Annotated in this window: 19 protein-coding genes and 1 tRNA gene; 8 read left to right on the top strand and 12 right to left on the bottom strand. The window is 33.4% G+C overall.

Translation table 11 applies throughout. The features are described 5' to 3' along the window. Positions 1-60 precede the first annotated feature (60 nt). The 3 genes from AAGD26_RS06135 (at position 61) to AAGD26_RS06145 (ending at position 3,718) form a co-directional block, all read left to right on the top strand. A complete protein-coding gene (locus AAGD26_RS06135; protein WP_341747906.1) occupies positions 61-237 on the top strand; it encodes a twin transmembrane helix small protein in 177 nt (58 codons plus the stop codon). Between the two features lie 76 nt (positions 238-313). After that, the gene (parE, locus tag AAGD26_RS06140) at positions 314-2,296 is read left to right on the top strand and encodes a DNA topoisomerase IV subunit B (RefSeq protein ID WP_341751520.1); all 1,983 of its coding nucleotides are present in this window, start codon (positions 314-316) and stop codon (positions 2,294-2,296) included. A gap of 42 nt (positions 2,297-2,338) precedes the next feature. Then, positions 2,339-3,718, top strand: coding sequence for a S41 family peptidase (locus tag AAGD26_RS06145; protein ID WP_341751521.1), 1,380 nt, complete (start codon positions 2,339-2,341; stop codon positions 3,716-3,718). Between the two features lie 333 nt (positions 3,719-4,051). Here AAGD26_RS06145 and AAGD26_RS06150 read toward each other — a convergent pair whose 3' ends face one another. After that, positions 4,052-5,008 carry an IS110 family transposase gene (locus tag AAGD26_RS06150; RefSeq protein WP_341751380.1) on the bottom strand — a complete coding sequence of 319 codons (957 nt, stop codon included), beginning with the start codon at positions 5,006-5,008 and terminating at the stop codon, positions 4,052-4,054. A 439-nt stretch (positions 5,009-5,447) separates the two neighbouring features. Between AAGD26_RS06150 and AAGD26_RS06155 the strand changes: the two genes are divergently transcribed. Continuing rightward, positions 5,448-6,938: a sensor histidine kinase gene (locus tag AAGD26_RS06155; protein ID WP_341751522.1), complete on the top strand. Its 1,491-nt coding sequence runs from the start codon at positions 5,448-5,450 to the stop codon at positions 6,936-6,938. A 31-nt stretch (positions 6,939-6,969) separates the two neighbouring features. Here AAGD26_RS06155 and AAGD26_RS06160 read toward each other — a convergent pair whose 3' ends face one another. From AAGD26_RS06160 to AAGD26_RS06175, 4 genes are all read right to left on the bottom strand, one after another. Next, complete coding sequence (locus tag AAGD26_RS06160) at positions 6,970-7,221, bottom strand: BolA/IbaG family iron-sulfur metabolism protein (protein WP_341751523.1); 252 nt, start codon at positions 7,219-7,221, stop codon at positions 6,970-6,972. A gap of 103 nt (positions 7,222-7,324) precedes the next feature. Further along, entirely contained in the window at positions 7,325-8,878 is a 1,554-nt protein-coding gene (locus tag AAGD26_RS06165; RefSeq protein ID WP_341751524.1) for a patatin-like phospholipase family protein, read from the bottom strand. A 144-nt stretch (positions 8,879-9,022) separates the two neighbouring features. Continuing rightward, complete coding sequence (locus AAGD26_RS06170; RefSeq protein ID WP_341751525.1) at positions 9,023-9,574, bottom strand: hypothetical protein; 552 nt, start codon at positions 9,572-9,574, stop codon at positions 9,023-9,025. A gap of 83 nt (positions 9,575-9,657) precedes the next feature. Further along, complete coding sequence (locus AAGD26_RS06175; RefSeq protein ID WP_341751526.1) at positions 9,658-12,156, bottom strand: valine--tRNA ligase; 2,499 nt, start codon at positions 12,154-12,156, stop codon at positions 9,658-9,660. Positions 12,157-12,767: 611 nt separating this feature from the next. Here AAGD26_RS06175 and ubiA point away from each other — a divergent pair. Then, positions 12,768-13,625, top strand: a complete 858-nt coding sequence (gene ubiA / locus AAGD26_RS06180; protein WP_341752332.1) for a 4-hydroxybenzoate octaprenyltransferase — start codon at positions 12,768-12,770, stop codon at positions 13,623-13,625. A 29-nt stretch (positions 13,626-13,654) separates the two neighbouring features. Here the strand turns inward: ubiA and AAGD26_RS06185 are convergent, their stop codons facing one another. The 6 genes from AAGD26_RS06185 to cysS form a co-directional block, all read right to left on the bottom strand. After that, complete coding sequence (locus tag AAGD26_RS06185; RefSeq protein WP_341751527.1) at positions 13,655-16,477, bottom strand: 2-oxoglutarate dehydrogenase E1 component; 2,823 nt, start codon at positions 16,475-16,477, stop codon at positions 13,655-13,657. A gap of 255 nt (positions 16,478-16,732) precedes the next feature. Continuing rightward, positions 16,733-17,818: a phospho-N-acetylmuramoyl-pentapeptide-transferase gene (gene mraY / locus AAGD26_RS06190; RefSeq protein WP_341751528.1), complete on the bottom strand. Its 1,086-nt coding sequence runs from the start codon at positions 17,816-17,818 to the stop codon at positions 16,733-16,735. Next, positions 17,815-19,185 carry a UDP-N-acetylmuramoyl-tripeptide--D-alanyl-D-alanine ligase gene (locus AAGD26_RS06195; RefSeq protein ID WP_341751529.1) on the bottom strand — a complete coding sequence of 457 codons (1,371 nt, stop codon included), beginning with the start codon at positions 19,183-19,185 and terminating at the stop codon, positions 17,815-17,817. Before AAGD26_RS06195 ends, mraY begins: the two co-directional genes overlap by 4 nt. Positions 19,186-19,212: 27 nt before the next feature. Next, positions 19,213-20,130, bottom strand: coding sequence for a translation elongation factor Ts (tsf, locus tag AAGD26_RS06200; RefSeq protein ID WP_341751530.1), 918 nt, complete (start codon positions 20,128-20,130; stop codon positions 19,213-19,215). Positions 20,131-20,560: 430 nt separating this feature from the next. Next, on the bottom strand, positions 20,561-21,448 hold the full coding sequence (gene rpsB, locus AAGD26_RS06205) for a 30S ribosomal protein S2 (protein ID WP_341751531.1): 888 nt from the start codon (positions 21,446-21,448) through the stop codon (positions 20,561-20,563). A 192-nt stretch (positions 21,449-21,640) separates the two neighbouring features. Further along, positions 21,641-23,023 carry a cysteine--tRNA ligase gene (gene cysS / locus AAGD26_RS06210; protein ID WP_341751532.1) on the bottom strand — a complete coding sequence of 461 codons (1,383 nt, stop codon included), beginning with the start codon at positions 23,021-23,023 and terminating at the stop codon, positions 21,641-21,643. A gap of 67 nt (positions 23,024-23,090) precedes the next feature. Here cysS and rodA point away from each other — a divergent pair, with 67 nt between their 5' ends. Both rodA and AAGD26_RS06220 read left to right on the top strand, forming a co-directional pair. Beyond that, a complete protein-coding gene (rodA, locus tag AAGD26_RS06215; protein WP_341752333.1) occupies positions 23,091-24,191 on the top strand; it encodes a rod shape-determining protein RodA in 1,101 nt (366 codons plus the stop codon). A gap of 173 nt (positions 24,192-24,364) precedes the next feature. Then, a tRNA-Asn gene (locus AAGD26_RS06220) sits at positions 24,365-24,439 on the top strand. Here AAGD26_RS06220 and AAGD26_RS06225 read toward each other — a convergent pair. Further along, positions 24,398-26,041: a recombinase family protein gene (locus AAGD26_RS06225; RefSeq protein WP_341752334.1), complete on the bottom strand. Its 1,644-nt coding sequence runs from the start codon at positions 26,039-26,041 to the stop codon at positions 24,398-24,400. The genes AAGD26_RS06220 and AAGD26_RS06225 overlap by 42 nt on opposite strands. Between AAGD26_RS06225 and AAGD26_RS06230 the strand changes: the two genes are divergently transcribed. Then, positions 26,023-26,772, top strand: a complete 750-nt coding sequence (locus AAGD26_RS06230; RefSeq protein ID WP_341751142.1) for an IS3 family transposase — start codon at positions 26,023-26,025, stop codon at positions 26,770-26,772. The genes AAGD26_RS06225 and AAGD26_RS06230 overlap by 19 nt on opposite strands. The last annotated feature ends 194 nt before the right edge of the window (positions 26,773-26,966 follow it).

Genomic DNA, 26,966 nt, shown 5'->3' on the forward strand with positions numbered 1-26,966 from the left:
TAATTTTCGGATTTTATATTATTTATGAATAGGTTATAATAACTCTTTCGAGGAATTTTAATGATATATACGTTAATTGCTTTAAGCTTGACTACATTAGTCTTAGTGATAGGGATTGTCTCTATGGCTATTGGTGGGAAATTTGATAAAAAATTTAGCTCAAAATTAATGTCACTACGGGTTATATTTCAGGCAGTTGCTGTATGTTTGCTTGCTTTTCTCTATCTTTCAAAATAGTGCAAAAGGCTCTATAGTAGTGGCTTTCACCTTTTGCACAAATTTTACCCAAAAACTTGTAAGTTAATGCCATAATATGTCTGATCTATTTAGTTTTAATGATAAAAAGCCTAAAATTAATAATTCATATACTGCAAAAGATATTGAAGTATTAGAAGGGCTTGAACCTGTACGCAAGCGTCCTGGTATGTATATTGGCGGAACAGACGAAAATGCTATGCATCATCTTGTTTCGGAAGTACTGGATAATGCTATGGATGAAGCTGTTGCTGGTTTTGCTAACATTATAACCATAAGAATGCATGTGAATAACAGTATAACTATTTCTGATAATGGTAGAGGAATTCCTGTCGATAATCACCCCAAATTTCCTGAAAAATCTGCTTTGGAGGTGATTCTAACTCAGCTCCACTCGGGAGGTAAATTTGCGAATAATGTATACCAAACAGCAGGTGGATTACACGGAGTTGGTATTTCTGTTGTTAATGCTTTATCTGACTATTTAGAAGTTAAAGTGTACAAGCAGGGTAAATTATTTAAGCAATCTTATTCTAAAGGGCATAAATTGAATGATTTAGAAAGCGAAGATGTTGCAAAAAAATTAAAGGGAACATCTATACACTTTCATCCTGACCTAGAAATTTTTGGTGAAAAATCGTGTTTTTCTCCTAAAAAAATATACGAATTAGCTAAATCAAAAGCCTATTTGTACAGGGGAGTAATGATAGAGTGGCAATGTGAGATTGAGACTAAAAGTGATGTACCGACAACAGCCCTGATCCATTTTCCAGATGGTTTGAAGGATTATTTAATATCAAAAATAAATCATGACGATTTAGTTAGTGGAGAGATTTTTTGTGGTAATATTGACTGGGACCAAGATCACGTAAAAGTGGAATGGGCAATTGCTTGGAATAAAAATGAATACCAACCCTTCATACAATCATATTGTAACACTATTCCCACCCCCCTTGGTGGAACTCATGAACAAGGTTTGCGTAATGCATTACTTCGCGGCTTAAAAATATACGGCGAGATGATAGGTAATAAAAAAACAACTCTACTTACTATTGAAGATATTCTTGAAACTTCTTCTATTGTTCTCTCTATCTTTATCCAAGATCCAATATTTCAAGGACAAACAAAAGAAAAATTGGTTTCACTAGGGGTTAATAAAATAGTAGAAAACATTATTAAGGACCATTTCGATCATTGGTTGAGCAGTAATAAAGTAGCCGCAAACCAATTAGTTGAGCATATAGTCAATATTGCTGAATTCCGAATAAATAAGCGTAATGAAAAAAATACCTTACGTAAAACTGCTACACAAAAATTGCGACTACCAGGTAAATTAGCCGATTGTACAAGAACGTCTCCTAATGGGACGGAGCTATTTTTGGTTGAGGGAGATTCAGCTGGAGGATCAGCTAAGCAGGCAAGAGATCGAGAAACACAAGCTATTTTGCCTCTTCGGGGCAAAATCCTAAATGTTGCCAATGCGACTCTAGAAAAGATTACTAATAATCAAGAAATTCAAGATCTAGAAGTGGCACTAGCATGCGGTAGCCTTAAAAATTACCGAGAAGAAAATTTACGTTATGAAAAAATAATAATTATGACAGATGCTGATGTTGACGGAGCTCACATCGCCTCACTGTTAATGACGTTTTTTTACCTTCGTATGCCAAAGCTAGTATCATCGGGTCATTTATATATTGCAAAACCACCACTTTATCGACTAACACAGTCTAATAAAACTTACTATGCAATAAATGATCAACAAAAGACTGATTTAACTGCTAGATTATTAAAAAATAGTAAAGCTAAAATAGACATTGGTAGATTTAAGGGACTGGGGGAAATGATGCCAGCTCAGTTAAAAGAAACAACAATGAATCCAAAAAATAGGTCACTTTTAAAAGTTACTATAGATGATTTTGATAATATTGCTAAGATGGTAGACAATCTTATGGGCAAGAAACCAGAAAAACGTTTCCAGTTTATTTATGATCAGGCTTTAATTAAAATGGATACTATTATAAACAATCTAGATATTTAAAATTGTGTCATCTACCAACTACTTATAAATTACAGGAGTACTATGTTCTTACGTTTAATTACAATATTATTATCAAGTTCTATCATTTTTTCTAATATAACATTTGCTGAAGAAGTAAAGAAGAAAGAATTACCAAATTCAGCTTATTTAAAACAATTCCAAGATATCTTTGAACGTGTTAATAGAGACTATGTCCAAGATCCTGAAAAACAAAAAATGACTGATGCAGCTATAGAAGGCATGTTAACTTCGCTAGATCCTCATTCTAACTACATTACTGATGAGGATCTAGAATATTTTCTTGACCACACTAAAGGAGAATTTGGAGGTATTGGTGTTGAAGTGCAGTATGACAATGGTGCTATCAAAGTCATTTCCCCTATTGATGATTTACCAGCTTATAAGGCAGGTATAAAAGCTGGAGACTATATTGTGGGGGTTAATGATGAGTTGGTATCAAATTTGGGATTTAATAAAGCGGTCAGAGAGATGCGTGGAGAACCAGGGGCAAAGGTAAAATTATTGGTAATCACGGAAGGTGAAAGCAAGCCAAAGGAACTTGAACTTACTAGAGAAATAGTTACAATTACACCAGTAAAAGCCCATTTAGAAAGAAATAATATCGCTTACGTAAGGATAGGGAGTTTTAATGAACATACTATTGCAGAATTAAAAAAATCTATAAAAACTTTAAAAAATGAAAGTAAAAATGGTCTAAAAGGTATTATCTTAGACCTACGTAATAATGGTGGTGGTTTGTTAGATCAGGCTGTTGCGGTTAGCGAATATTTTATTGATTCTGGGGTAATCGTTACTACCAAAGGCAGAAGCAAAAATAGTAACTCGGTATTGACTAGCAATAAATTTGCAGAAAAAGCACCATCTGTCCCGATTGTTACTCTTATTAATGTTGGATCTGCTTCAGCTGCAGAAATCGTAGCTGGTGCATTGCAAGATCATAAAAAAGCAGTAATACTTGGAACAAAATCTTTTGGTAAAGGGTCCGTGCAAAGCTTTGCTACAATTAGTCCTAGAGCTGCTATAAAGCTTACAACAGCTAAATATTACACTCCTAGTGGTCGTTCAATTCAAGCAGAGGGTATTGAACCTGACATAGTGGTTGAGATGGCAGAAGTTAAGTATCCCGAAACAAAATCAATAGATAAGAGATTTTCTGAATCTTCTCTAAAGAATTATCTAAAAAACGATAATAATAAAAATGATGATAAAAAAGTAGATACTACAGATAAGAATAAAGAACTTATTAAGAAAACAGATGATACTACAAAAAATACCAAACCAAAAAATACTCTAGAACAATTATCTGATCTTTATAAAAAAGATTATCAATTTGCTAGAGCTTATGATTTAATTATGGGATTAATCTTGACTAATAAAAGTAGCAATGAATTGAAAAAATAAAGGGTATACTCAGGTAGAACTTCAAGAACTGGCGTTCCCGCGACCAAAGATCGAAGCTGCTCCGTTACTCATGTACGCTACGCTGCTCGATTTTACTACTGCTAGCTCTTCTTGAAGTTATACTATCGTCTACCAACTCTTCATTTACGAATAGTATACAATGGGTAGGGTAATTGGGCATAACTGTTGAAAGTTAAAAAATCGTCTATTAGCGAAGCGTTGTTGTAAGGCTTAAACCGTCTATTAGCGAGCGAACGTACGTGAGGCTGGCAATCCATGAAACTTGTCATATAGATCAACTATGTTCGCAATAAAAATTTAAATAAATTTGGTTTAAATTTTTATTGCTTCTGCAGAGCTAGTTAAATCACGTAACTTAGCGTTTGCAATCACAATGATTTTCCGCATTAATGCTACCATCGCCACCATTTTCTTTTTTCCTCTATTGATCAATTTTTCATAAAATACCTTCAGTTCAGAGTTAGAATTTCTAGCAGCCATAGCAGCTACAAACAACATAGGTCTAACAAAACTTCTACCATGACCTGTATGTCTATATCCGCTATATCTACCGCTATCATTAGATATTGGTGCAACACCTACTAATGATGCTATTTGTTTGCGGTTCAATGTACCAAGTTCAGGTAACAAAGCTATAAGCTCATTAGATACTACTGTGCCTATACCACTAATAGTTTGCAGTGTCTCTTTCTTAGCCTGCAAGAGTTTATCTTTTGCTATTAAGTCATCTATTTTTTTAGTAATAGATGCAATTTGTTCTTCTAGTACTTCGATTATTTTAACACAACTAGACTTGATTAAATCAGCTCTCGGGGACTGAAACCTATTTTTTTCTGCAATCAACATTTGTTTGAGGTCGTTCCTACGTCCGACTAATTCATACAAGTTTAAAGCTTGCTTAGATTGTACTTTAAATAGTTCTAATCTTTCTGACCGTTCAAAACCATAAAGTGCTAGAGCTTTAGCATCAAGACTATCAGTTTTAGCTGCATTCCCAAAAGACCTAATAAAGTTTTTAACTTTGCGAGTATTGGCTCTATGTACAGCAAAACCCTGATTGCAAAGCGTTAGTAATAGTTCCATTTCATATCCACCTGTGGTTTCTAAAACACACAATGCAGAACTAACCTCTTTTTTGTAATCCTTGATAAAATCAGCTATTCCATTAGAGTTGTTATTATATTCTTTAGTTTCTTTTTTTCCATGAATAGCAACAACAAAATTGAATTTTCCTATATCAAGACCAATAAAATTATTATATAATGGCATAATACCTCGAAGACTTTTAATGTTTACGATTGTAAGCGGGAGTGCAAAGGCATCCCAATCAACTATTCAAACGTCTCGGGGATTTGGGCTAGAGTACCAAGATCCATACGATCTTAAGACCAATTGCTTCACGGTCGCTCACGCCTGCACAGCGATAGTCATTTAGTATTATTAATGACTATCGCTGTAATACCCCCTTATAAGTCAGTATAAATCATTATTTATATTGACTTCAACATCTATTATATCATACTTTTAACTTACAATTGCTTCGTCGACCTTATGGTCTCCTGGCAATGACATGCTAGATTCTTAAGTTGACGCCTATGCGAATTCGTGTGATTAGGAATGATAAGGTTACAAAGGAAATATCAGCTATTAGTTATGACTTTAATATTGTCCTGTGTCTATATGTGTAAGTAATATATGTGCAAACCTAATGATTCAAAATAAATATATTGTTAGACTGTCATCCATTGGCTTATTTATAAACATTATTGTAAATATGATTTACTATCGTTACTTCATTATTGAAGAAATGATTTTAAAGCAAGTCGGAGAAACAAATATTAAAATAGCTGATGTTTATACAAAAAATGTTTGGGATAGGAATAGAACTGCTGTAGATAAGATACATGAATTTGGTTATATAAATTTATTACAAGATACAGATTTTATTAGGTTTGCAACTACTTCAGTTGATATTTTTGTTAATCTTAATGCCTATATTTCTTTATATGATCTACAAGGTAATAAAATTATAACTAGTTCGCCAATTCAAGTAACAAGTCACCTGAATTTTCCTGAAGATACTCTGTATCAAAAAATTCTTACCAAAATTGATAGATATTTTTTAAAAGAATTGAGTATAGAACAAGCCTTTAACAAAGCTTTTAAAGGGATAACAACTCATCTATTAATTCCTAGAGCCATGTTACATATATCAGGGGAGGTAAAGAAAGCATCTTGTATAACAAGTTATATCCCAATAATAAACCGTGATCCATTGAACTATCCTGTTGATGGTGTATTAGAGATACATACCAATATTACTAGTTTATGGGCAAGTATTATAGAGCTTGAAAGAAAAGTATTATTAACTTTTATTATCATTTTGGTAATATTTTTAGTTATAGTTATGAGCAACACAAATTATGCACAAAAAATTATAGACCGGCAATTTGAGGCTAATAAAGCATTAGAGGAAGCAGTAACTAAGGTTAGAAATGAAAGTTCTGCTCATACTAAATTTTTTGCCAATGTTAGTCATGAGCTGCGTACCCCTCTAAATGCTATTATAGGTTTTTCAGAAATTATGATGTCTACACCTTACAATAAGGAACATGATGTTTATGTAAAAGATATTCATAACGCAGGCAAGCATTTACTAGGTATAATAACCGATATATTAGACTTGTCAAAAGCATCTGCTGACAAGCTATTAGTTGATTTTGTAGAGTTAGACCTAAATAAATTAATTACTTCTACTATAAGGATAATGAAACCAAGAGCTGACCAAGCGAATGTAGCATTAATTGAAAAACTACCAAAAGATCATATTATTATAAAAGCAGATCCCAAAAGGCTTAAACAAGTATTTTTTAACCTTTTATCTAATTCTATAAAATTCACCAACGCATTAGGTTCTATAACAATTCATGCTGAAAAAAATGAATCTCAAGGACTGGTTTATGTGCAAGTTATAGATACTGGTATAGGAATTGATGAGAAAGATATTCCAAAAGTACTCTCAACATTTGGTCAAATTGATAGTGCCGTTGGCAGAAAATATCAAGGGACTGGTCTTGGTTTACCACTCACTCGAAAGTTGGTTGAACTAATGAGAGGTAAATTTGATCTACAAAGTAAAATAGGTATAGGTACAACTGTAACACTAACTTTTGCTTATGATAGTAGTATAGAACAATAACTACCCCAATGTTGGGAATGCAGGTGTATGATTATTTGACTATATTTAATGGAGAACTGGTAGTTTTTATGGTGATAGCATGTAATTTATTATTATTCAGTATTTCTGCTAAAGCTTTTTTTACCATCTTGTGCTGATTAATTAGACTAATTCCAAGAAAAGCATCATCTTGTATTTCTAAGGAATAATGATCCTGATCTCCAGCTAAATCAACAATTTTTATTTTGGCATTTGGAAAACTATAACGTATAATTTCTTCAAGTTCTTTAATAGATATTGCCATTGTTCTTTAGGGTTTTTTATGTAACATACAACAAAAGCTTAAAGTCTGCAATCAGAGAAATTTAAAAGTCGGTCGACTGGCAAAGTAATGCATTTTTTACTTTCTAATAACAGTCAACTAAGTCGTTAGCATGCTCGTATAGTGTATCCTGTCCCTCAAGTTTAGTCACTTCTTGAACACAAGAAATATTATACTTATCATCATGAGAGGTACTAATTATTAATGACTTAATATTTTCTAATAGCTCTGAACGACTCTCTGTATCTAACCCTACAATCCATTTAACGGTTTTCTGTACTTCTTCAGGTAGTGATGCAATTGTAGTAAGATCTAACTCTTCAGGAGATACATTATTAACATATTCTAAATATTCTAATGCACATTTGGAATCCTTTGCATATAACTCTTTAATCCACTGAAGTGTTGTTGTAAATTTCTTACTAATTACAGTAGTATCTATTTTTTCATTAGTCACTACAGTATTGCTAGATTCTAATTCACTACTTACCATTGCATTTAAGACTTCAGGTTCTGCAGTAGCCACCACTATATCAGAATAGTCTGATTTTCTATCACTTTCATAATCTTCATCATTAGCTCCATTACTTACCATTATATTTGAGACTTTAGATTCCTCAATATTATCTTTCCAATCAACTTTTAACCTATCACACAGATCTTGTACTAACTTGGAATTATTTTCCAAATATTGCTCAGCAACTATTTTTAACTTTGCTATATTATTTTTGCTAGAATTGTCTAATTTGCTACATTCTTTTGGAATAGGAACCCATATCTCTGTATTTTGTCCTTTACTTGTTAGATCTAACCTAACCTCATTTACATCAGCTTCTTCGTCATTTTCCATAAGTGTATCAATTAAGCCATTAATTAACCACCCTAATGCTCCATCAAAATTAGGTGATGGTATTCGGGCTTTTGTTTGCTCACCTTTCCCAAAATTGATAGAACAAATCATAATGTGTTCCATAATGTCTGCTTGTTCATGATAACTAAGCCCTTCTTTAAGCACCTGTAGCACTGTAGCAGCTGGACGATTAGCACCAAGACCACCATCGGCAAAAGCATAAGGCTTACCTGCAGCATAATCATAATCTCTTACAGCTTCTTCATTAATAACAACTTCAAAATAAGTTGGGGCTGCTACAGTTGCAAGAAGCACATCCTTTATTCTAACATGTGGACTATGTTTATCATGACTGTCAAAGATCTTCATCCTATTCTTTCCTTCACTCAAATCAGCAACTGGTATAATAAGACGGCATAGACTATCATCTAATCTATTATCCCCTAAATGCTTTTCTAGCATTTCCTTCAAAGGTTCTTGACTATATTTGTGTTTTATTATTCCCAAGTTAAACCAGCTTTGAGGGAAGATTTTAGGAGCAGCGTTTTCAAATAATTCCAAAACTTCTCTAGCTGAATAAGGTTCTGTCGATCCTTCTTCTTTAGGAGTTGTCAATAAGGCTGCAATTAACGCACCAACACTAGTGCCAGAAATAATATTAAATAATTTAGATATAGGTTGCTGGGTTATTTCTTCTATTCTCGCTAGTATAACTAACTCAGCTATTCCTTTTACCCCACCACCTGAAAGGCAAAGAACTTTATTTTGTCCTGTTTGATTTGTAGTCATAAACTGTGCCTCCGTAACCTTTTAAAGTTTTATGATATTTAATTTAGGTTATCATAATAAATAAAGGCAAGGAGTAAATTATATAGTATCATAGGAAACCCTAAAATATTACACAGCAAATTTGTAAATTGATTTATTAATTTTTCAAAGCATTTGAGTATATAACCTAACATGCTGCAAAATTTTCTTTGCAGCCTCACTAGCAGGAAGGAGTGTAACATCAAGCTCAAATAAATTAGGATGAGAAATTTGAATCAAAGGATATTTTGGATAAACATCTTGTATATCGATTGATTTGTAACGAAGCAGCCTATCTAGTTGTTGAATTCTCATAATATTTTCTTCTTCTGAAATCAATAATTTTACAGGAATAAATGTTGACTTACGGTTCGATGCTAGCTGTTGTACTTGATTAAAAATCTTATGATCACCATCAATCTCATAGAGACAATTAGTAAGAACATAGTTATTATAAGTTTCTTGGCTTAGAAAATTAAAAATACCATCTCGTATATGTTTAATTGTATCCCAAGCAAATTCTGGAATAGGAGTCAACCCATCATAATTTAGAAGTGAGAAAATAGGATTATTGATATGCTGGTTGTCACATATGCTGTAGCCAGCTTTTGCTATTTCCTTTGCTATAGTATACTTGCCAGTCCCTGGTTTACCTATTAGGTAGATAACGGTAGTCATTTTGTTTAATCTCACTAAAAGCTAACTATACTAATTTTATTTATGTTAAACTCTAAAAACTTAGACATTGATTTATTAATTTTTCAAAGCATTTGAGTATATATTACATTAATTACAACATCGCCATTCTTTAAAACCTGATTTGTTAATGAAAAATCCTCGACAAATTCTATTTTATGAGAAGATGTAACGTTTTTGAGATCTATTATTAACTCATCAGAAAGTTTTTCTCCTATAATTTCTAGTAGCTTAATATCAGCTTTGACTGATAAATTCTTTTCCGCTTTAGCTTTTCTAACCAAGTCTAGTATTCTAACAAGTCTATCAGGCTGAGTTTGATCTACCGAAAAAGATAAATTTTTGATTTGAGACCAATTACCCCGTGTATGTATAGATTGTTTACTATATAAAATTTGCCAAATTTCTTCCGTTATATGTGGCAGGAAAGGAGCTAATAATTTTAGCAAAATTCTTATAGAATGATACAGGGTTATCACAGCACTATACTGCCCCTTATTATCTGAGCCATCCATGTTATAAGCCCGGGTTTTGGTAATTTCAAGGTAATTATCACAAAATACTGACCAAAAAAACTTTTCTATCGAATCCATAGCATCGGTATATTCATAATTTTGCATATCTGATTCAACTTTGTTTACTAGCTCAACTAGTTTTACTATTAACCATTGGTCAAATTTATGACAAATTTTGCTTTCTATATCAGAAATCTGGGCGTTTTTATCTAGTGTATCTAATTTATCAAAATGAATAGCCGCAAATTTACAAGCATTCCATAATTTATTAACAAGCCTCTTACCATTTTTCATTACGTCTTCAGAGTAAACAGTGTCTGCCCCAAGTCTAGATTTAGAAGTCCAATAACGCGTTACATCAGCACCGTATTGCTCTAGTAATTTTTGTGGTACAATAATATTCCCTTTAGATTTTGACATTTTGCTACGATCGAATGCAAGACACCATCCACTAATCATGATGTTTTTCCAAGGTAGGGTATTTTCATGCAATTGGGCTTTAAGTATTGTGTAAAAAGCCCATGTCCTAATAATTTCATGAGCTTGCGGGCGTAAATCAGCTGGAAATAATTTATGGTGACGCTCAGCATCTATATTAAACTTTTCAGATATACCGTGACTACTTAATTGCGGCGAGATGGCACTAGTAGCCCAAGTATCCATAACGTCATAATCTGGCTCTACCTCTTCTCGTGAATAGCCAATTGGTAAATCTTGGGTTGGGTCTACTGGTAGTTGGGTTATATCTGGAAATATAGCTTTGCCTACTTCACCAATTCTTTTAGAATACCAAACAGGGAATGGCACGCCAAAATAGCGCTGACGACTTATACACCAATCCCATGATAGGCTATTTATCCAGTTCTCAAGCCTAATTTTCATATTTTGGGGATACCAATTAATCTCATTTGCTCGTTGCATTAAAATGTCTTTATGTTTTATCGTACGAACAAACCATTGAGGTGTTGTAAATATTTCTAGTGGTGCTCCCGAACGTTCAGCACATTTTACTGTTTGAGTAATTTCTACTTGTTTAATTAATAAATTTTTCTCTTTTAAGATTTCAATAATTTTACCTCTAGCATCTTTTATTTTTAAGCCATTTATCTGATTATAAGAAGATGAATTTGATAATTCGGCTGGGAAATCTATCATACCTTTTTTATCTATAATAATCTTCATAGGTAAATTATGTGTTCTCCACCAAGTTATGTCGGTTACGTCACCAAAAGTACAGCACATAACAAGCCCAGTTCCTTTATCTATTTGCACTAAATCATCTGCTAAAATAGGTACTTTAACATCAAATAGCGGTGTTATGGCAAATTGTCCTTGCAAATGTTTGTATCTATCATCATTTGGGTTATAAAATACCGCAACGCACGCTGCTAACAATTCTGGTCTAGTGGTAGCAATAATAATCTTCTCACCCTTATTGGTCTGGAAAATTATGTCATTCATCATTGAGGTTTTTTCTTGATCTTCGATATCAGCCTGAGCCAAAGCCGTTTGATCAACTGTATCCCACAATATTGGTTGATTATTGCGGTAAATTTCTCCTTTATCGACTAAGTCTAAAAATGACATTTGTGATATTTTTTGTGATAACGGATTAATTGTTTGATACTCTAAGGTCCAATCAACCGATAAAGCCATTTGATTAAATAATGAACGAAACTTTTCTTCTTCAGAAATAACGACTTCTTTACATATTTCAATAAATTGCTCTCTTGCCATACTGGCTGCTTTTAGCTGCTTTTGTTTTTCAACTAAACGTTCGGTAGGCAAACCATTATCATCAAAACCGATTGGATAAAAAATATTTTTACCTAGCATCCGTTTAAAACGGACGATAAAATCCGCCTGGGTATAACTATAAACATGTCCTATATGCAGTTGTCCTGAGACTGTTGGTGGCGGAGTATCTACTACAAAACTATTTTCTCTTGTTTCATTTTTATCCCAAAGATAAATTTTTTGTTCTTGCCAAAATTTTTGCCATTTTCTTTCGCTTTCACTAAAGCTATAATCTTTTAGAAATGCTATCATAATAATATCCTAATTATATAGGGGGTGTTGCTAACTAACCTGAATTCGATATATAGCTAACTCTGACTAGTATTACGCCGTCATTACGAGGGGAGACCAAAGGTCGACGAAGCAATCCATTTTTGATTATTTTTTGTGGATTGCTTCGTTGCCACTAAAGCGATTCCTCGCTAATAGACGTTTTCGAGTTTGGTATAATATACTCGGTGAACTTCAAGAATTGGCGTTGTCGTGTCTAAAGATCTCCGCTGCTCACGTACTAATGTACGCTCCGCTGCTCGACTTTGACACTCCTAGCTCTTCTTGAAGTTGACCTTCGTCTACCAACTCTTCATTTACGAGCAGTATACTAATCGGGTTAGCTATAACGAGTTATGCCAAATTCGGTTATATTTGTGAATATAGCAGATTTTTATGTTCCACTAATAGCAATTATCATTATTTTTGTGGGATACTCTTCTGCTTTGAAAAATTGTTTTTTGAAAATATCATGGATTCGCATGCTCACGTACTATAGTACGCTCCGCTTGCTCACCATTCATTTTCAAATCCAATTCTTCAAATCATTTGAGTATATTGCTTATTTTTTTAACCAAGATATATTATAATTAATAGTGATGCCAAATAAATTTTTCCTAAGTCTTAGTTTAATGAGACTATACAATCCTACTGGCTATCTGTTGGTATTTTTCTCAGCCTGCTTTGGGGTTCTTCTTACCAATATTACAATATATAGTTTGCTAAAATTATTATTATTATTCTTTATCGGAAGTATCGTTACTAGGGGAGCTGGTAGTGTTCTTAACGATATTTTTGACAAAGATTTTGATAAACATGTTTTACGAACAAAAAACAGACCTTTGGCGAATGGATCATTGAATGTAAGTGACGCGATGATTTTATTAACTATATTATCAATTATTTCCCTGACCATTTTATTGTCATTAAATAAAACAGCAATTTGCTTAGGGTTCTTTTCCTTTATCTTGATCGTTTTATATCCGCTAATGAAGAGAATTACTTTCTTTCCACAAATATTTCTAGGATTAACATTTAATGGAGTTTTAATTGGTAATAGTGCGGTAATTGATAAAATATCACTAGAAGCTATTATAATGTATATTGCCTGCTGTTTTTGGACTATCGGTTATGACATTATTTATGGCTTTATGGATATAAAGGACGATAAAAAGATTAATGTCAAATCAATGCCTATATTGTTAGAAAAGAAAAATTATAAACTGCATTTATATGTTTATTATACCATCTTCATATTATTATTCATACTTTCTAACATTATAGCAACCCATCGACCTAACTATATAGCTATTCTCTGTGCTTATATAATGCTAACTTGGCAGGTAGTAACATTAGAAATCTCAGACCCACAAAATTGTCTTACTAGGTTTAAAAATAATAATTACGTTGGTTTAATCTTGGCTTTAGGTGCATTAGATTTGTATAACTAAATAATTATGCTAACGTTTCTAACTTAACTCTATCCCTTAATTATCAAGGCTTCTTCAAGCAATTTTTTCTGTTGCTCATTATGTATGATCGGTGAGCCAACTGATGGTGAAGCAGACTCATTCCTACCAACATATACAAATTGATTATTAATAGATGCATTTTTTAGGATATCATTTAAGTGATCTTTAACAAAATTCCATGCCCCCATATTTTTAGGTTCTTCTTGACACCAAATAAACTCTTTAGCTTTATGATATTTACCTAATATTTTAACGATAAAATCCGTTTCAAACGGATATAGCTGTTCAAGTCTAATAATCACAATATCTAAAATATTCTTTTCTTCTCTTTTTTCTAATAAATCATAGTAGACTTTACCACTACATAATATAATTCGTTTCACTTCCTTGGCATTTATAGCATAATTAATTTCGTCTAGTACAGGTATAAATCTCGTATTCTCATCAAGCTGGGAGAGAGGTGATACAACCATTTTATGTCTTAATAAAGATTTTGGTGACATTACTATTAGTGGTTTACGAATATTACTGTATATTTGACGACGTAATAAATGAAAAAATGAAGATGGCGTCGTAGGATATGTAACTTGCATATTATTTTCAGCAGCAAGCTGCAAGAACCTCTCGAGTCTTGCAGAGCTATGCTCTGGACCTTGTCCTTCAAGTCCATGTGGTAGTAGTACTACTATACCGCTCATCCTCAGCCATTTGCTTTCGCTACTGGAAATGAATTGGTCGAAAATTATTTGAGCTCCGTTAGAAAAATCGCCAAATTGAGCTTCCCAAATTACTAAATCTTTTGGATTAACTAATGAATAACCATACTCAAAACCTAAAACTGCATATTCAGATAAATTACTGTCAGCAATTTCAAAATTTGCTTGCCCAAAATTTTCTTGGTTTTGCGATAAATTATTTAATGGTGTATAAGTTCTATCATCCACCTGACTATGTAGCACTGAATGACGGTGAGAGAAAGTGCCACGCCCACAATCTTGACCAGTAAAACGTATTCTAGTGCCTGAATTTAATAAACTAGCAAAGGCTAACTGTTCTGCAGTTGCCCAATCAATAGGTCTATCTTGCTTTAAGGTATTTTCTCTTAATTCAAATAATTTTGCAAGTTTGGGATTTAAAGGAAAATCTTTTGGTATCTGACAAAGCTTTATACCAAGTTCTTTTAAGGTATTTTTGTTAACACCAGTAGGGAGCATTTGAGCATTTGATCTAGTATAACTAGACCATAAACCTTCTAAAAACTGAGCTTGCGGTTGATAATTTTTGGCTTGTTCATATTCTTGATCTAATTTTAGTTTAAATTGTTCTTTCAATGCAGGAAAATAATTTTTGTCAATTATTCCGCCTGCTATTAGGTTATTTGCAAAAATAGTTGCCGGGGATTGCTTATTTTTTATTACATTATACATAACAGCTTGAGTATACATAGGTTCATCACCTTCATTATGACCATATTTACGATAACAAATGATCTCAACGACTATGTCTCTAGCAAATTTATACCGATAATTCACTGCAATATTGGTAGCCTTGATCACTGACTCAATATCATCACCATTTACATGTAGAATTGGACTATTAATTATCTTAGCAAACTCAGTAGAATATCTACCTGGTCTAGTGTCATAACTATTCGCTGTAAATCCAAGCTGATTATTAATGACAAAGTGAATAATCCCGCCAACATTATAAGGCTTTAGATCCGACATAAATAAACTCTCAGCTACTACACCCTGACCACAAAAAGCACTATCACCATGAACCAAAATACCCATTACTTTTTTACGATTAGTATCTTGGATGCTATCCTGTTTTGCTCGTACTTTACCAGCTACTACCGGATTCACCGCTTCTAAATGCGATGGATTATCTGCCATAGAAAGATGTACCTTAAGCCCCTCTCTTATCTGATCTGATGAATAGCCAATATGATACTTCACATCACCTGAAACACCTAAATCGGTTGGCAATATACTACCTGTTATAAATCCGGACAAAATAGCTTTATAAGGTTTAGTCATTACCTTAGCCAGTGTGCTAAGTCTTCCTCGATGAGCCATACCTATTACTACATCTTCTATTCCATGGATAATAGACATATCTATAGCTTTATCTATAGCCACTACACTTGCCTCTCCACCTTCCACTGAGAAGCGTTTTGCTCCAGGAAATTTGGTATGTAGATATTGTTCAAATCCTTCAATTTCTACTAAGTCTTGTAATATATTCTTCTTGTCTTGTTCTAATTCTAATAGACTCTGGTTATTTTCTATCTGCTCAAAAAACCAAATTTTCTCATCTTCATTGGTCACATGAGCAAGTTCTACGGCAATATCTTTAGTATAAGTTTGATCAAGTAAATCAACTAATTCCTTAAGTGAACATGCTTTTATTCCAAAAAATTCATCATCAATTTCTATAATATTATTCAACTGATCTTTGGTAAAACCAAAATCTTCTATATTAAGTCTCAAGTCATTTTTAGTCTTAAGAACCTCAAGATTTAAGGGATCTAGCTTGACTAAATAATGTCCATAATTACGGTAGCTGGCAATCATTGCTTTTGCTCTGAGCTTGTTAGTTGCAGCAGAAAATTCCGTAACATACGGTAGAGGTTTTTCTTGAGGTGAAGTAATAACATGAGCAATACTTTTTGTGTTCTGAGGGCTATTATTATTTCCAATATTTTGGAAATAATTTTGCCAACTTTTATCAACTGCTGTATGATCTGATAAGTATAGCTGATATAATTCTTCTATAAAGACAGCATTACTACCAAATAAAAAGCTGGTTTGTTTAAAATTCTTATCCATAACTCCTATTCTTGATTAGTAAAAAACCTAGACAATATTCTCCGTGGGGGATGACATCGTTTTTGGTCTTGTAACCTCATTCGATATAAGAATTAGTAATTCTTATATCGAATTGGCTTCTTATAATGAAAAATGCATTCTTGAAGCGACTGGTACGAATGCATCTTTCTGATATTCTAGCCAGTTTTGCATTAAAATTAAAGACTTTAATCCAAAACTGAGGTTATCCATCCTCCTGAATTGACTATAGCTTTTTTACCGCAGTTTTAGCGAGGATAAACCAATTAGAGCAAATATTATGGCTATAATCCAAAAACGTATCACAACTTTTGATTCCGGCCAGCCATGTTTCTCAAAATGATGGTGCAGCGGGGCCATTTTGAAAATTCTTTTACCATTAGTAGCTTTAAAATAATATACTTGAATAATTACTGATAAAGTTTCAATAACAAATAATCCGCCAATAATTGCTAGTACAATTTCATGTTTGGTTATAACGCTAATAACACCAAGAACGCCACCTAGACTTAGGCTTCCAGTATCTCCCATAAAAATTTCTGCTGGCTGGGCATTAAACCATAAGAATCCTAGGCTAGCACCAACAATTGAAGCACAGAAGATAGTTAATTCAGAAATATTTGGTATATACATAATTTGTAGATAATTTGCATAGAAACTATTACCGACCAAGTAAATAATTAAGGTAAAAGAACCTGCAGTAATAGCAATAGGCACTATGGCAAGACCATCAAGACCATCTGTTAGATTTACCGCATTTGATGCACCAACTATCACAAACATGCTAAATGGTATATAAAACAAACCTAAATCAATCAATAAATTTTTAAAAAATGGAATAGTGAGCAGATTGTTTCCCTGACTATTGGAGTCTCTTAATAGTAAACAGGCAATTAGACAAACAGTGAACTGAAATAATAATTTCTTCTTTCCGCTAACGCCTTTATGGTGGTTTTTTGTTACTTTAGCATAATCATCCATAAAACCAAGTACACCAAAACTAACAAAGACAAATAACACTATCCATATATATTTATTAGTAAGGTCAGAGAATAATAGAGTGGAAAGACAAACGGTGAAGAGAATCATTATCCCCCCCATAGTTGGTGTTCCTACTTTTGCTTTGTGCGTTTCTGGTCCGTCGTCACGAATTGGTTGACCATATTTTTGTAAATTTTGTAAAAATCTAATTAATCTAGGTCCTATTAAAAAAGAAAGGGTCAAACTAAATAATATGGCAAGTCCAATACGAAAAGTAACATAGTGGAATAAATTTGCTATATGTAATTTATGTATATAGGGGGCAAGAAGGTTGTATATCATTGTAGCAATTCAAAAGATTGTATAATTTTACTAAGTTGGATACTGTTAGATCCTTTTAGTAAGAGTAATTCATCGCCTTTAAGTAATTTATTTAAGTTTTCTATCAACAAATCAACATTATAAAAATGCATTTTTTCTATGTCATTTGGCAAAGAATCGTATATATGTTTGGTAAGATTACCTACTAAAAAAACCCTCTTAGTACCGGAGTCAATAATTGCTGGTATTAAGTCTTTATGGAATTTTATGGAATTTTCTCCCAATTCTAGCATATCACCTAGTATAGCAACTTTTTTCTGTCCACTAAGCTGTTTTAGATATAATAAAGCAGCTTTTACTGATACTGGATTAGCATTATAATAATCACAGATGATTTGATAGTTTTGACCATTATATTTAGCGTTGACTAATTTACCACGTCCTTCAGTTAATGATATTTTGTTTAATTGTGTTGCTGCAGCATTAATATCTAAGTTCAGTATTTTTGCCACCTGAAGAGCGGCAGTATAATTTCTAGCATAATGTTCCGGTACAAAAGGAATTTTAGTATCTATTTTAGTGTTACAGATAGAATAATGTAGACGTACTTCTTGTCCAAAATGCTCATATGATGTTAATCTAGAATCTGTGCCTTCAGATTTACCAAAACTATATATATTATTAATCGATAATTGTTTAAGATTCTGTAAAATTCTGTCATAATATTGATGGTCTGAATTTACAACAGCTATGCCATTTTTTGGCATTCCTTCAAAAATTTCACATTTGGTATCAACCAAACTAAGCATAGATTCAAAAAATTCAAGATGGGCTTCCGCTATTGTGGTGATTACTGATATGTTAGGTCGTACCATTTTTGTCAGCTCTCTTATTTCTCCTGAATGATTCATACCCATTTCAAAAACAGCATATTCTATATCATCAGGCATCGAAGCAAGATTTATAGGCACGCCAAGGTGATTGTTAAAATTTCCTCTGCTAGCAAAAGTAGGTCCAAAATAACTTAATATAGTTTTGATTGCTTCCTTAGTACCCGTTTTACCAATACTACCGGTAACACCAATAAACCTTGCTTTAGATTTTTTACGTTTATACTCAGCCATGTGGTGTAGAGCAGTTAAGGTATCAGAAACCATAATTACTTTATTATCAGATAATCCTTTTATTTCCTTACTAATAATTACTGCATTTGCCCCTCGCTGCAGAGCATGTAAGGCATAATTATGTCCATCATTATTACCTTGCAGAGCAATGAACAGATCGCCGTTTGTAACGGAATTGGAATTAAACTGAATCTGCCTCCCCTGAATATCAGGATGTACTTCAATATTCAACGCACTAGTTAAGTCTTTTGCTGACCAAATCATTATTTTCTCAAATATAATCAGTTTTTCCTAACTTTGCATGACAGCTGCAACTTCGTCCGCAAAATTTTTATCTTCTTGCTTTATGCCTGCACCTAGTTCATATCTTATAAATTGTGTAATTTTAATCGAAGTTCCTAATTCTTTTGCAGCGTTATCCATAACTTCAGAAACTGTTAATTTATCATCAAATAAAAAGTTTTGTTCAAGCAGAACAACTTCTGCTAGGAACTTACGTATTCTACCTTCAACCATTTTTTCAATGATATTGTCCGGTTTACCGGAAGCTTTTGATTGTTCAAAAAATATATTTCTTTCACGTTCAATTAATGTTTGATCCAAACTTGATGCATCAAGACTATAAGGATTACTTGCCGCTATATGGGTAGCAATTTTCTGTCCTAATTCTAGAAGCTTAGCTTTATCTTTAGTAGTTGATTGTAAACCAACAATGACAGAAATCTTACCTAGACCATCAGCAACAGTATTATGTACATAAGATGCAACTACACCTTCTGATACCCGTAAAACATCCATACGACGTAGATTTAAATTTTCACCAATTGTAGCAATATTGTCTAATATTTCTTCTTCAACTGATCTACCTGTTGATGTTTTTGCTAATTTTAGTGATGGTAAATTATCTTGTTTCAAAGCTAGTTCAGCAATATTCCTAACCAATTGCTGAAACTTATCGTTTCTTGCAACAAAATCTGTTTCCGAATTTACTTCTATAATAGCCCCAACATTATCTTTAATGCTTATTGCTGTTAGTCCTTCAGCAGCAATTCTATCTGCTTTTTTTGCTGCAGCTGATAATCCTTTTTTTCTTAACCAATCAATAGCTGCTTCAAAATCTCCCTTTGCTTCAAGCAAGGCCTTCTTGCAGTCCATCATTCCTGCAGCAGTTTTCTCTCTTAATTGTTTTACAAGTCCAGCATTTATCATTTTACTCTCCTTATTTAAGGTTTATAGTTATTTTTATTGGATTGAGGAGTAGTATACTCGGTGAACTTCAAGAATTGGCGTTGTCGTGTCTAAAGATCTCCGCTGCTCACGTACTAATGTACGCTCCGCTGCTCGACTTTAACACTCCTAGCTCTTCTTGAAGTTGACCTTCGTCTACCAACTCTTCATTTACGAGCAGTATATACTCAAGTATAACTTCAAGAATTGGTGTTCCTGCGACCTAGCATCCCTACACCTTCAATGTCATCCCAGCCTAGGATATAAAATGTCTAAAGCACCATTCCTGTCTGTTTCTTTAGATTCCGCACTGAAGTAGGAATGACATCGAAGGGGAATCAGAGATAGCATCAACCCTAACAGGAATAACATCGAGGCTACTTAATTAAGTTAATACCCCCATAAGTACTAGTTATTTTGTTGTTGCAGCAACTTCTGCAAGCTCTAAAGCTGTCTCAAACTCTGACTCTAGTGCTTCTTGATTATTTAGATTTAAAGTTTTAGAAAATTTCTTGGTTGATTTTAACTTAGTAACACCTTTTATATTTGTACCTTTTTCTTCATGAGTAGCTATGCTTCCTAAATCAACGCCAGATGCAGCTAAAGCCTCTTCTATACCGGCAAGTACGGCATCAGCAAACAAGGTGCAATAGAGTCTTATAGATCTTATTGCATCATCATTACCGGGAACAGGGTGGTCTATATTATCTGGATTGGAATTAGTGTCAACAATAGCAATTATTGGAATACCTAACTTTACTGCTTCTTGGATTGCTAAATGCTCCTTATTAGTATCAATTACCACAAGCAAATTGGGTCTTGTCCCAATATGTCTAATACCCCCTAAGGATTTAAGTAATTTATCCTTTTTACGGGTCATTTCCAGTATTTCTTTCTTAGTATAACCGGAATATTCCTCTTCATTCCCCAAAACTTTCTCAAGATTATCCAGCTTTTTTATTGAGCCAGAAATTGTCCCCCAATTAGTTAACATACCACCAAGCCATCTGTGGTTAACGTAATATTGCCCACATTTCTCTGCATACTCAGCTACTATATCACTGGCTTGAACTTTAGTACTGACAAATAATATTTTACCGTTTTTCTTGACAGTTTCATAAATTACACCCAAAGCTACCTGCATTAGAGCAGCAGTTTGTTGTAAGTCAATTACGTGAATATCATCTCTTACACCATAAATGTAAGATGCCATTTTTGGATTCCAACGTGAGGTTTTATGACCAAAATGCACCCCAGCATCAAGTAAATCTCTGACATTAACAGCTTTTAGTTTAGACATTATTAAATCTCCTTAAAATGTTAGTTATGTACCTACATATTATAGGTACTCCTCCGCAAGAGTTGATACCAAAGAAATTGGACTAACAACTAGGCTCTTACGTGTGAATTTTGCTTTAATATTAATAAGCAAAGCTTATTATATATTTGATCAACATATTTGCAAGGGTTATGTTGAACGTAATATTCTTAATTAAACTTTTCTCCAACTAGTTGATCCATCTAGCTTGTCTTCTAGAATTATGCCATCTTTTGATAAATTTTGACGAATTTGGTCGGCTAATAACCAATTTTTTTGTAATTTGGCTTGCCTACGTTGCTCAATATGTTGGAGAATCGGTTCATCATTTATTTCACAGTAAAACCACTTACTCGCTGGTTGGGTCATTAGACCTATAAAATTGCTGCATGAAAGTAAGTAAGAGGCATATAAGTACTTATCATCTTCTTTGTTACTTGCAAAGATCAGTTTAGCATAATCGTTTATTACTTTAATGGCTAGAGGTGTATTCATATCATCGAATAAGTGAGATAAAAATTCTTCTGGAATGTTCTGCACGTTAAGTTTGTTAATGTCCAAATTCTCTATCGCTCTATACCAATAATTCATTGTTTTTGTAGCATCTTCTAGAGCTTTATTGTTGTAATCTAATGGTTTACGGTAGTGACTACTCAGTAACAGTAATCTAACTACGCTACCAGGGATTTTTTGGTCTATTAAGTCTTTTACCGTAATAAAATTATTGAGCGATTTACTCATTTTCTCACCATTACAGGTTAGAAATCCATTATGCACCCAATATTTAGCAAAATGAGAGCTCGGGAAAGCACATGTACTTTGTGCTATCTCATTAGTATGATGAGGAAAAATTAAGTCTGCCCCTCCACCATGAATGTCAAAATTTTCTCCGAGATATTTATAGCTCATCGCTGAACATTCTATATGCCAGCCTGGTCTACCTCTTCCCCAAGGACTATTGAAATTTGCCAATATTTCTTCATCTTTACCAGCTGGCTTCCATAATACAAAATCATGTGATTGCTTTTTTGATGGATTATTTTCAATACGCACTCCCTCTAGCATTTCATCAAGATTACGATTTGATAATTTTGTATAATTTGGGGCGGTAGAAATATCGAAATAAACGTGATTATCTGCGATATAAGCGTGATTTAGGTCAAGTAATTTTTGAATAATCACAATCATGTCATCAATATGCATGGTGGCTTTTGGCTCGATATTTGGCGTTCTGCAACCTAGATATTGCATATTAGCATGAAATTCTTCGGTGATTCTAACTGTTAAGTCAGAAATCGTTATTTTGAGTTCTTTGGCTCTATTTATTATCTTATCATCAACATCGGTAATATTACGCACATATTTTATATGATTTTGACCAAATATTTTGCTTAGTGAGCGGTATAAAATATCGTATACTACTACGGACCTAGCGTTACCAATATGGGGATGATCGTAGACAGTTGGTCCGCAAACATACATTTTTATTAAATTACTATCTAGCGGTACGAAAACTTCTTTCTTGTGAGTAAGTGTGTTATGTAATAATAATTTCATGTTTTTTAATCATAATCAATAATGTCATTTTACAACTAATTTTTATGGATATCTACCTAGAATGTCAATTCAAAGAAATTATTTTGAAAAACTAAAGAAACTACCGATTACTTTAATTATTCTTATTAGTGTGATTTGTAGCATTGGTTTTGTTGTACTATATTCCGCTTCAGATAGTAATATTCACCCTTGGGCGTATAAGCAGATGATGCATTTTTTCCTGTTTTTACCAGTTGTGATTATTATTGCAACCATTGATATAAAATATATATTTAAGTTTTCATATATATTTTACATTGCTATTATTATCTTATTAGTTAGTGTTGAGCTTTTTGGATCTATTTCTATGGGAGCAAAGCGTTGGATAGATTTAGGAGTTATCCGTGTGCAGCCTTCTGAACCAACAAAACTAGCATTAGTGTTAATGTTAGCTAGGTATTTTCATCAACTAAAAACTGAGGATTTTGCCAAATTTTACAAGATATTATTGCCTATAATAGGTGTGATAGTACCAGTTATACTGATAATAAAAGAACCGGATCTAGGTACTGGAGTAATTAATGTCATTATTGCTAGTATTATTTTTTTTGCTGCTGGTTTTAGAGTAAGAAATTTTGTGATAATTGGTATTATAGTCCTTACTTGCATACCAGTTATATGGCAAGTGATGCATGATTACCAAAGAAAACGAATCATGGTTTTTTTTGATCCTGAAAAAGATCCTCTTGGAGCTGGATATAACATTATTCAATCAAAAATCGCTATTGGTTCTGGTGGGTTGTGGGGCAAGGGGCTAGCTAAAGGTAGCCAAAGCCATCTAGATTTTTTACCAGAGCATCAGACCGATTTTATCTTTGCTACTTTTGCTGAAGAATTTGGTTTTGTTGGTAGTTTGTTTCTGTTAATCCTTTATTCTGCAATTATAATAATTTCATTAATGATTGCTGTGAATTGTAGAGCTATATTTAGTAAACTGATGGTAATAGGCATAACATCAATCCTATTTAGTCATGTATTTATAAATATAGCTATGGTAATGGGATTATTGCCAGTGGTAGGTGTGCCTTTACCTTTTATATCTTACGGCGGTACAATGATGGTATCAATGCTTATTGGTTTTGGATTAATAATGAATGCTCAGGTACACCAGCATAGTAATGTTTCTTAAATAGACCTCTTGCATAATATACTGCGGGTCGAGGTTTCAAGTTCCCTTTAAATTCCTCAGCATAAACGAATTCTGTAAGAGGCCTATTGATTTTTTATAGATAAAACAAGAAAATACTAGACCATAGTCAAAAGATTTGTTATAAGAAACCTAGTCTATATAAAGGCAAATGTTCCTCGGTAGCTCAGTGGTAGAGCAAACGGCTGTTAACCGTTCGGTCGCTGGTTCGAGTCCGGCCCGGGGAGCCATTCTTCGATTTTAGTACATTTTACGAATGCGTCAAACGGTGGACGCAAGGTATAGTCTAGCTTACAGCTATTCAATTCTAGGTTCGAAAATACAAGATTTAACAATTTGCGTTTTTTCTCAATGTTCGAACCTTTAAAGGTTTCTAACGCTCCGGAAGCCAGTTCTACTAGGTTAACCAAGCATTCTGAAAATTTATCATCAGCATAATCATGGCTTTCTATTTCTCTCACGATATCTTCACGTTTTTGTATTAATTGCTGACGTTTTCTTTCATGATCTTCCTTGCTAATATCACCATCTAAAAATAAATCAGTTAACCTATCCATACGAGTTTTAATCTTAGTATGCTCAGTATGTAGCTCTCCTATACGCATTTTATAAAAACCTTGCTCTATTTTTGCTGAGTTTTTAATACAACCAATTACTTCAGCTAACAATTCAGGCTCTAAATGGAGTGTTGCTAGTACTTGCTCAACTTCTTGTAGTATTATTTCTTCTTTCACGTATATCCTTTTATTAGGGCTATCAGGATGCCATCCTAGTAAATATATCCACTCTGCTGTACTACCATTAGTATAAGTCTTTTTCTTAGTATCAGCAGTGATCACACGACCAGTAGTAGCACATTTTATTAACCCCCTAAATATATACTCTTTTTCTCCATATTTAAACGGTTTTTTATTCCAACCAAGGCGTACTGATTGACAAGCATCAAATAACTCCTTACTAATGATTGGTGGATAAATATGCGGGTATTCTTTTTTAGTTTTTAGGACTCGCATTACTCCATAATAAAATGGATTGGTAATAATAGAATGAAGATTAGAATGACACAAATAACCTTGATGACCTCTAGAATTACGCAGCCCCCATTCTTTGGTTTTCTTTAGTATTTCGGGAAGAGTATGACTACCTGTAGCATATGTTTCAAATATTTTTTTTATTAAATGTGAGCGTTCATGATCAACTATTATTTTCCCCTTACCTCGATCGTTACTATTACCACTTTTTACATGCAAGTAACCAATGGGAGCAGTGCTTATCCACTCTCCTTGACGTAGTTTTTGGGCTATACTGCGGTTTACGTTATCTTTAAGGCTGTCAACGTAATTTTGAGCCATCATTACAAACATATTCCATATCATCCTATCTTGCGAAGTAGAATGCTTATGGATAATACAATTTTCCGTGTAAAAATGTAGTTCGATTTTTGCTCTTTCAATTAGATCATTTAGTAGAGGTGTTTCTTTATAACTACGTTGTAACCGATCTACCTTATCTGCTACTACTGCTATAACTTCTTTTTGTTTTTTAGCAAAGTCTATAGCTTCCTGAAACTTTTTACGATTACCTACTGTTGACGATTCCGAGAATTCAAATATCTTTAGAATTGCTAAACCTTTACGCATACAATATTCTTGCAATCGGTATTTTTGTGCTTCAATAGAGTAGCCATCTTCTTGTTCTTTTGTTGAAACGCGAGCAAGTAAAATAGTATAATGGACTGAAGAAAATGGACAAGAAAATAGAGTAAAAAGTTTCCTAATTAAGATAAAATAATAAGAAAAAATTAGGAGGAAAAATGACAAAAGAAAAAGCAAGAGTTTTTAGTGCTGAAGAAAAAACTAGGATAGTATTAGAAGTGCTGAAAGAAGAGAGTCCATTATCAGTGATAGCATCAAAATATGAGATAAACTCCAAGACAATTAGTAATTGGAAGAAACAATTTATATCAAATGCAGCATTGGCTTTTGAACCAGCAAAACTGGTAAGTAAATATCAGGAACAAATTAATATGCTGAAAGAACAAAATGATGAATTAGCGAAAACGCTTGGAAAAACAATAGTAGAGAGAGATTGGGCTGTGGGAAAGCTACAAAGCTTGGACTTATCAAATAGAAAAGAACTTGTCGATTTCAAGCTAGCAATGTTACCAAAGACAAGGCAATATGAATTATTAAAGATTAATCGTTCTTCAATGTACTATAAAGCAAAACCATTTAGTGGGTATAACTTAAATATTTTAAATAAAATAGATGAAATATATACTGATAATCCTGAATTTGGTTATCGTTATATCCATAGACAATTATTAGAAGATGGCTTGTTTATTGGTAAGGATCGGGTTCTAAAATATATGAATATGATTGGCATAGAGGCTATTTATCCAAAGAGGAAAAAGTTAACATTTGGAAAAGATAAACAGCATAAAATTTATAGTTATTTGCTTGATAAATATTGGACTAATCTAGGTACAACTAGGACTGTACACGTACCTAACGCTAACGAGGTTTGGAGCGGAGATATCAGTGTGCCGTGCCAAGAGGCTTGAGAGATGAAGGTAGGTCCTTCGCAGTCGATTTACAGGAATAGGCTGCAAACCACTGCATGCGGCAATTGTTTAAGGGCATTGTCGTGAGCGATGCAGAAAAGGCATCCTTGAGGTGTCAGGTATAGACTTAAGAAGACGAACAACAGTGAACCACCGTTCAAGTGTCGAAAGTGCTTCAGATGATGTCAAAACCA

It is taken from the genome of Candidatus Tisiphia endosymbiont of Piscicola geometra, from assembly GCF_964026415.1.
Lineage (GTDB): Bacteria > Pseudomonadota > Alphaproteobacteria > Rickettsiales > Rickettsiaceae > Tisiphia.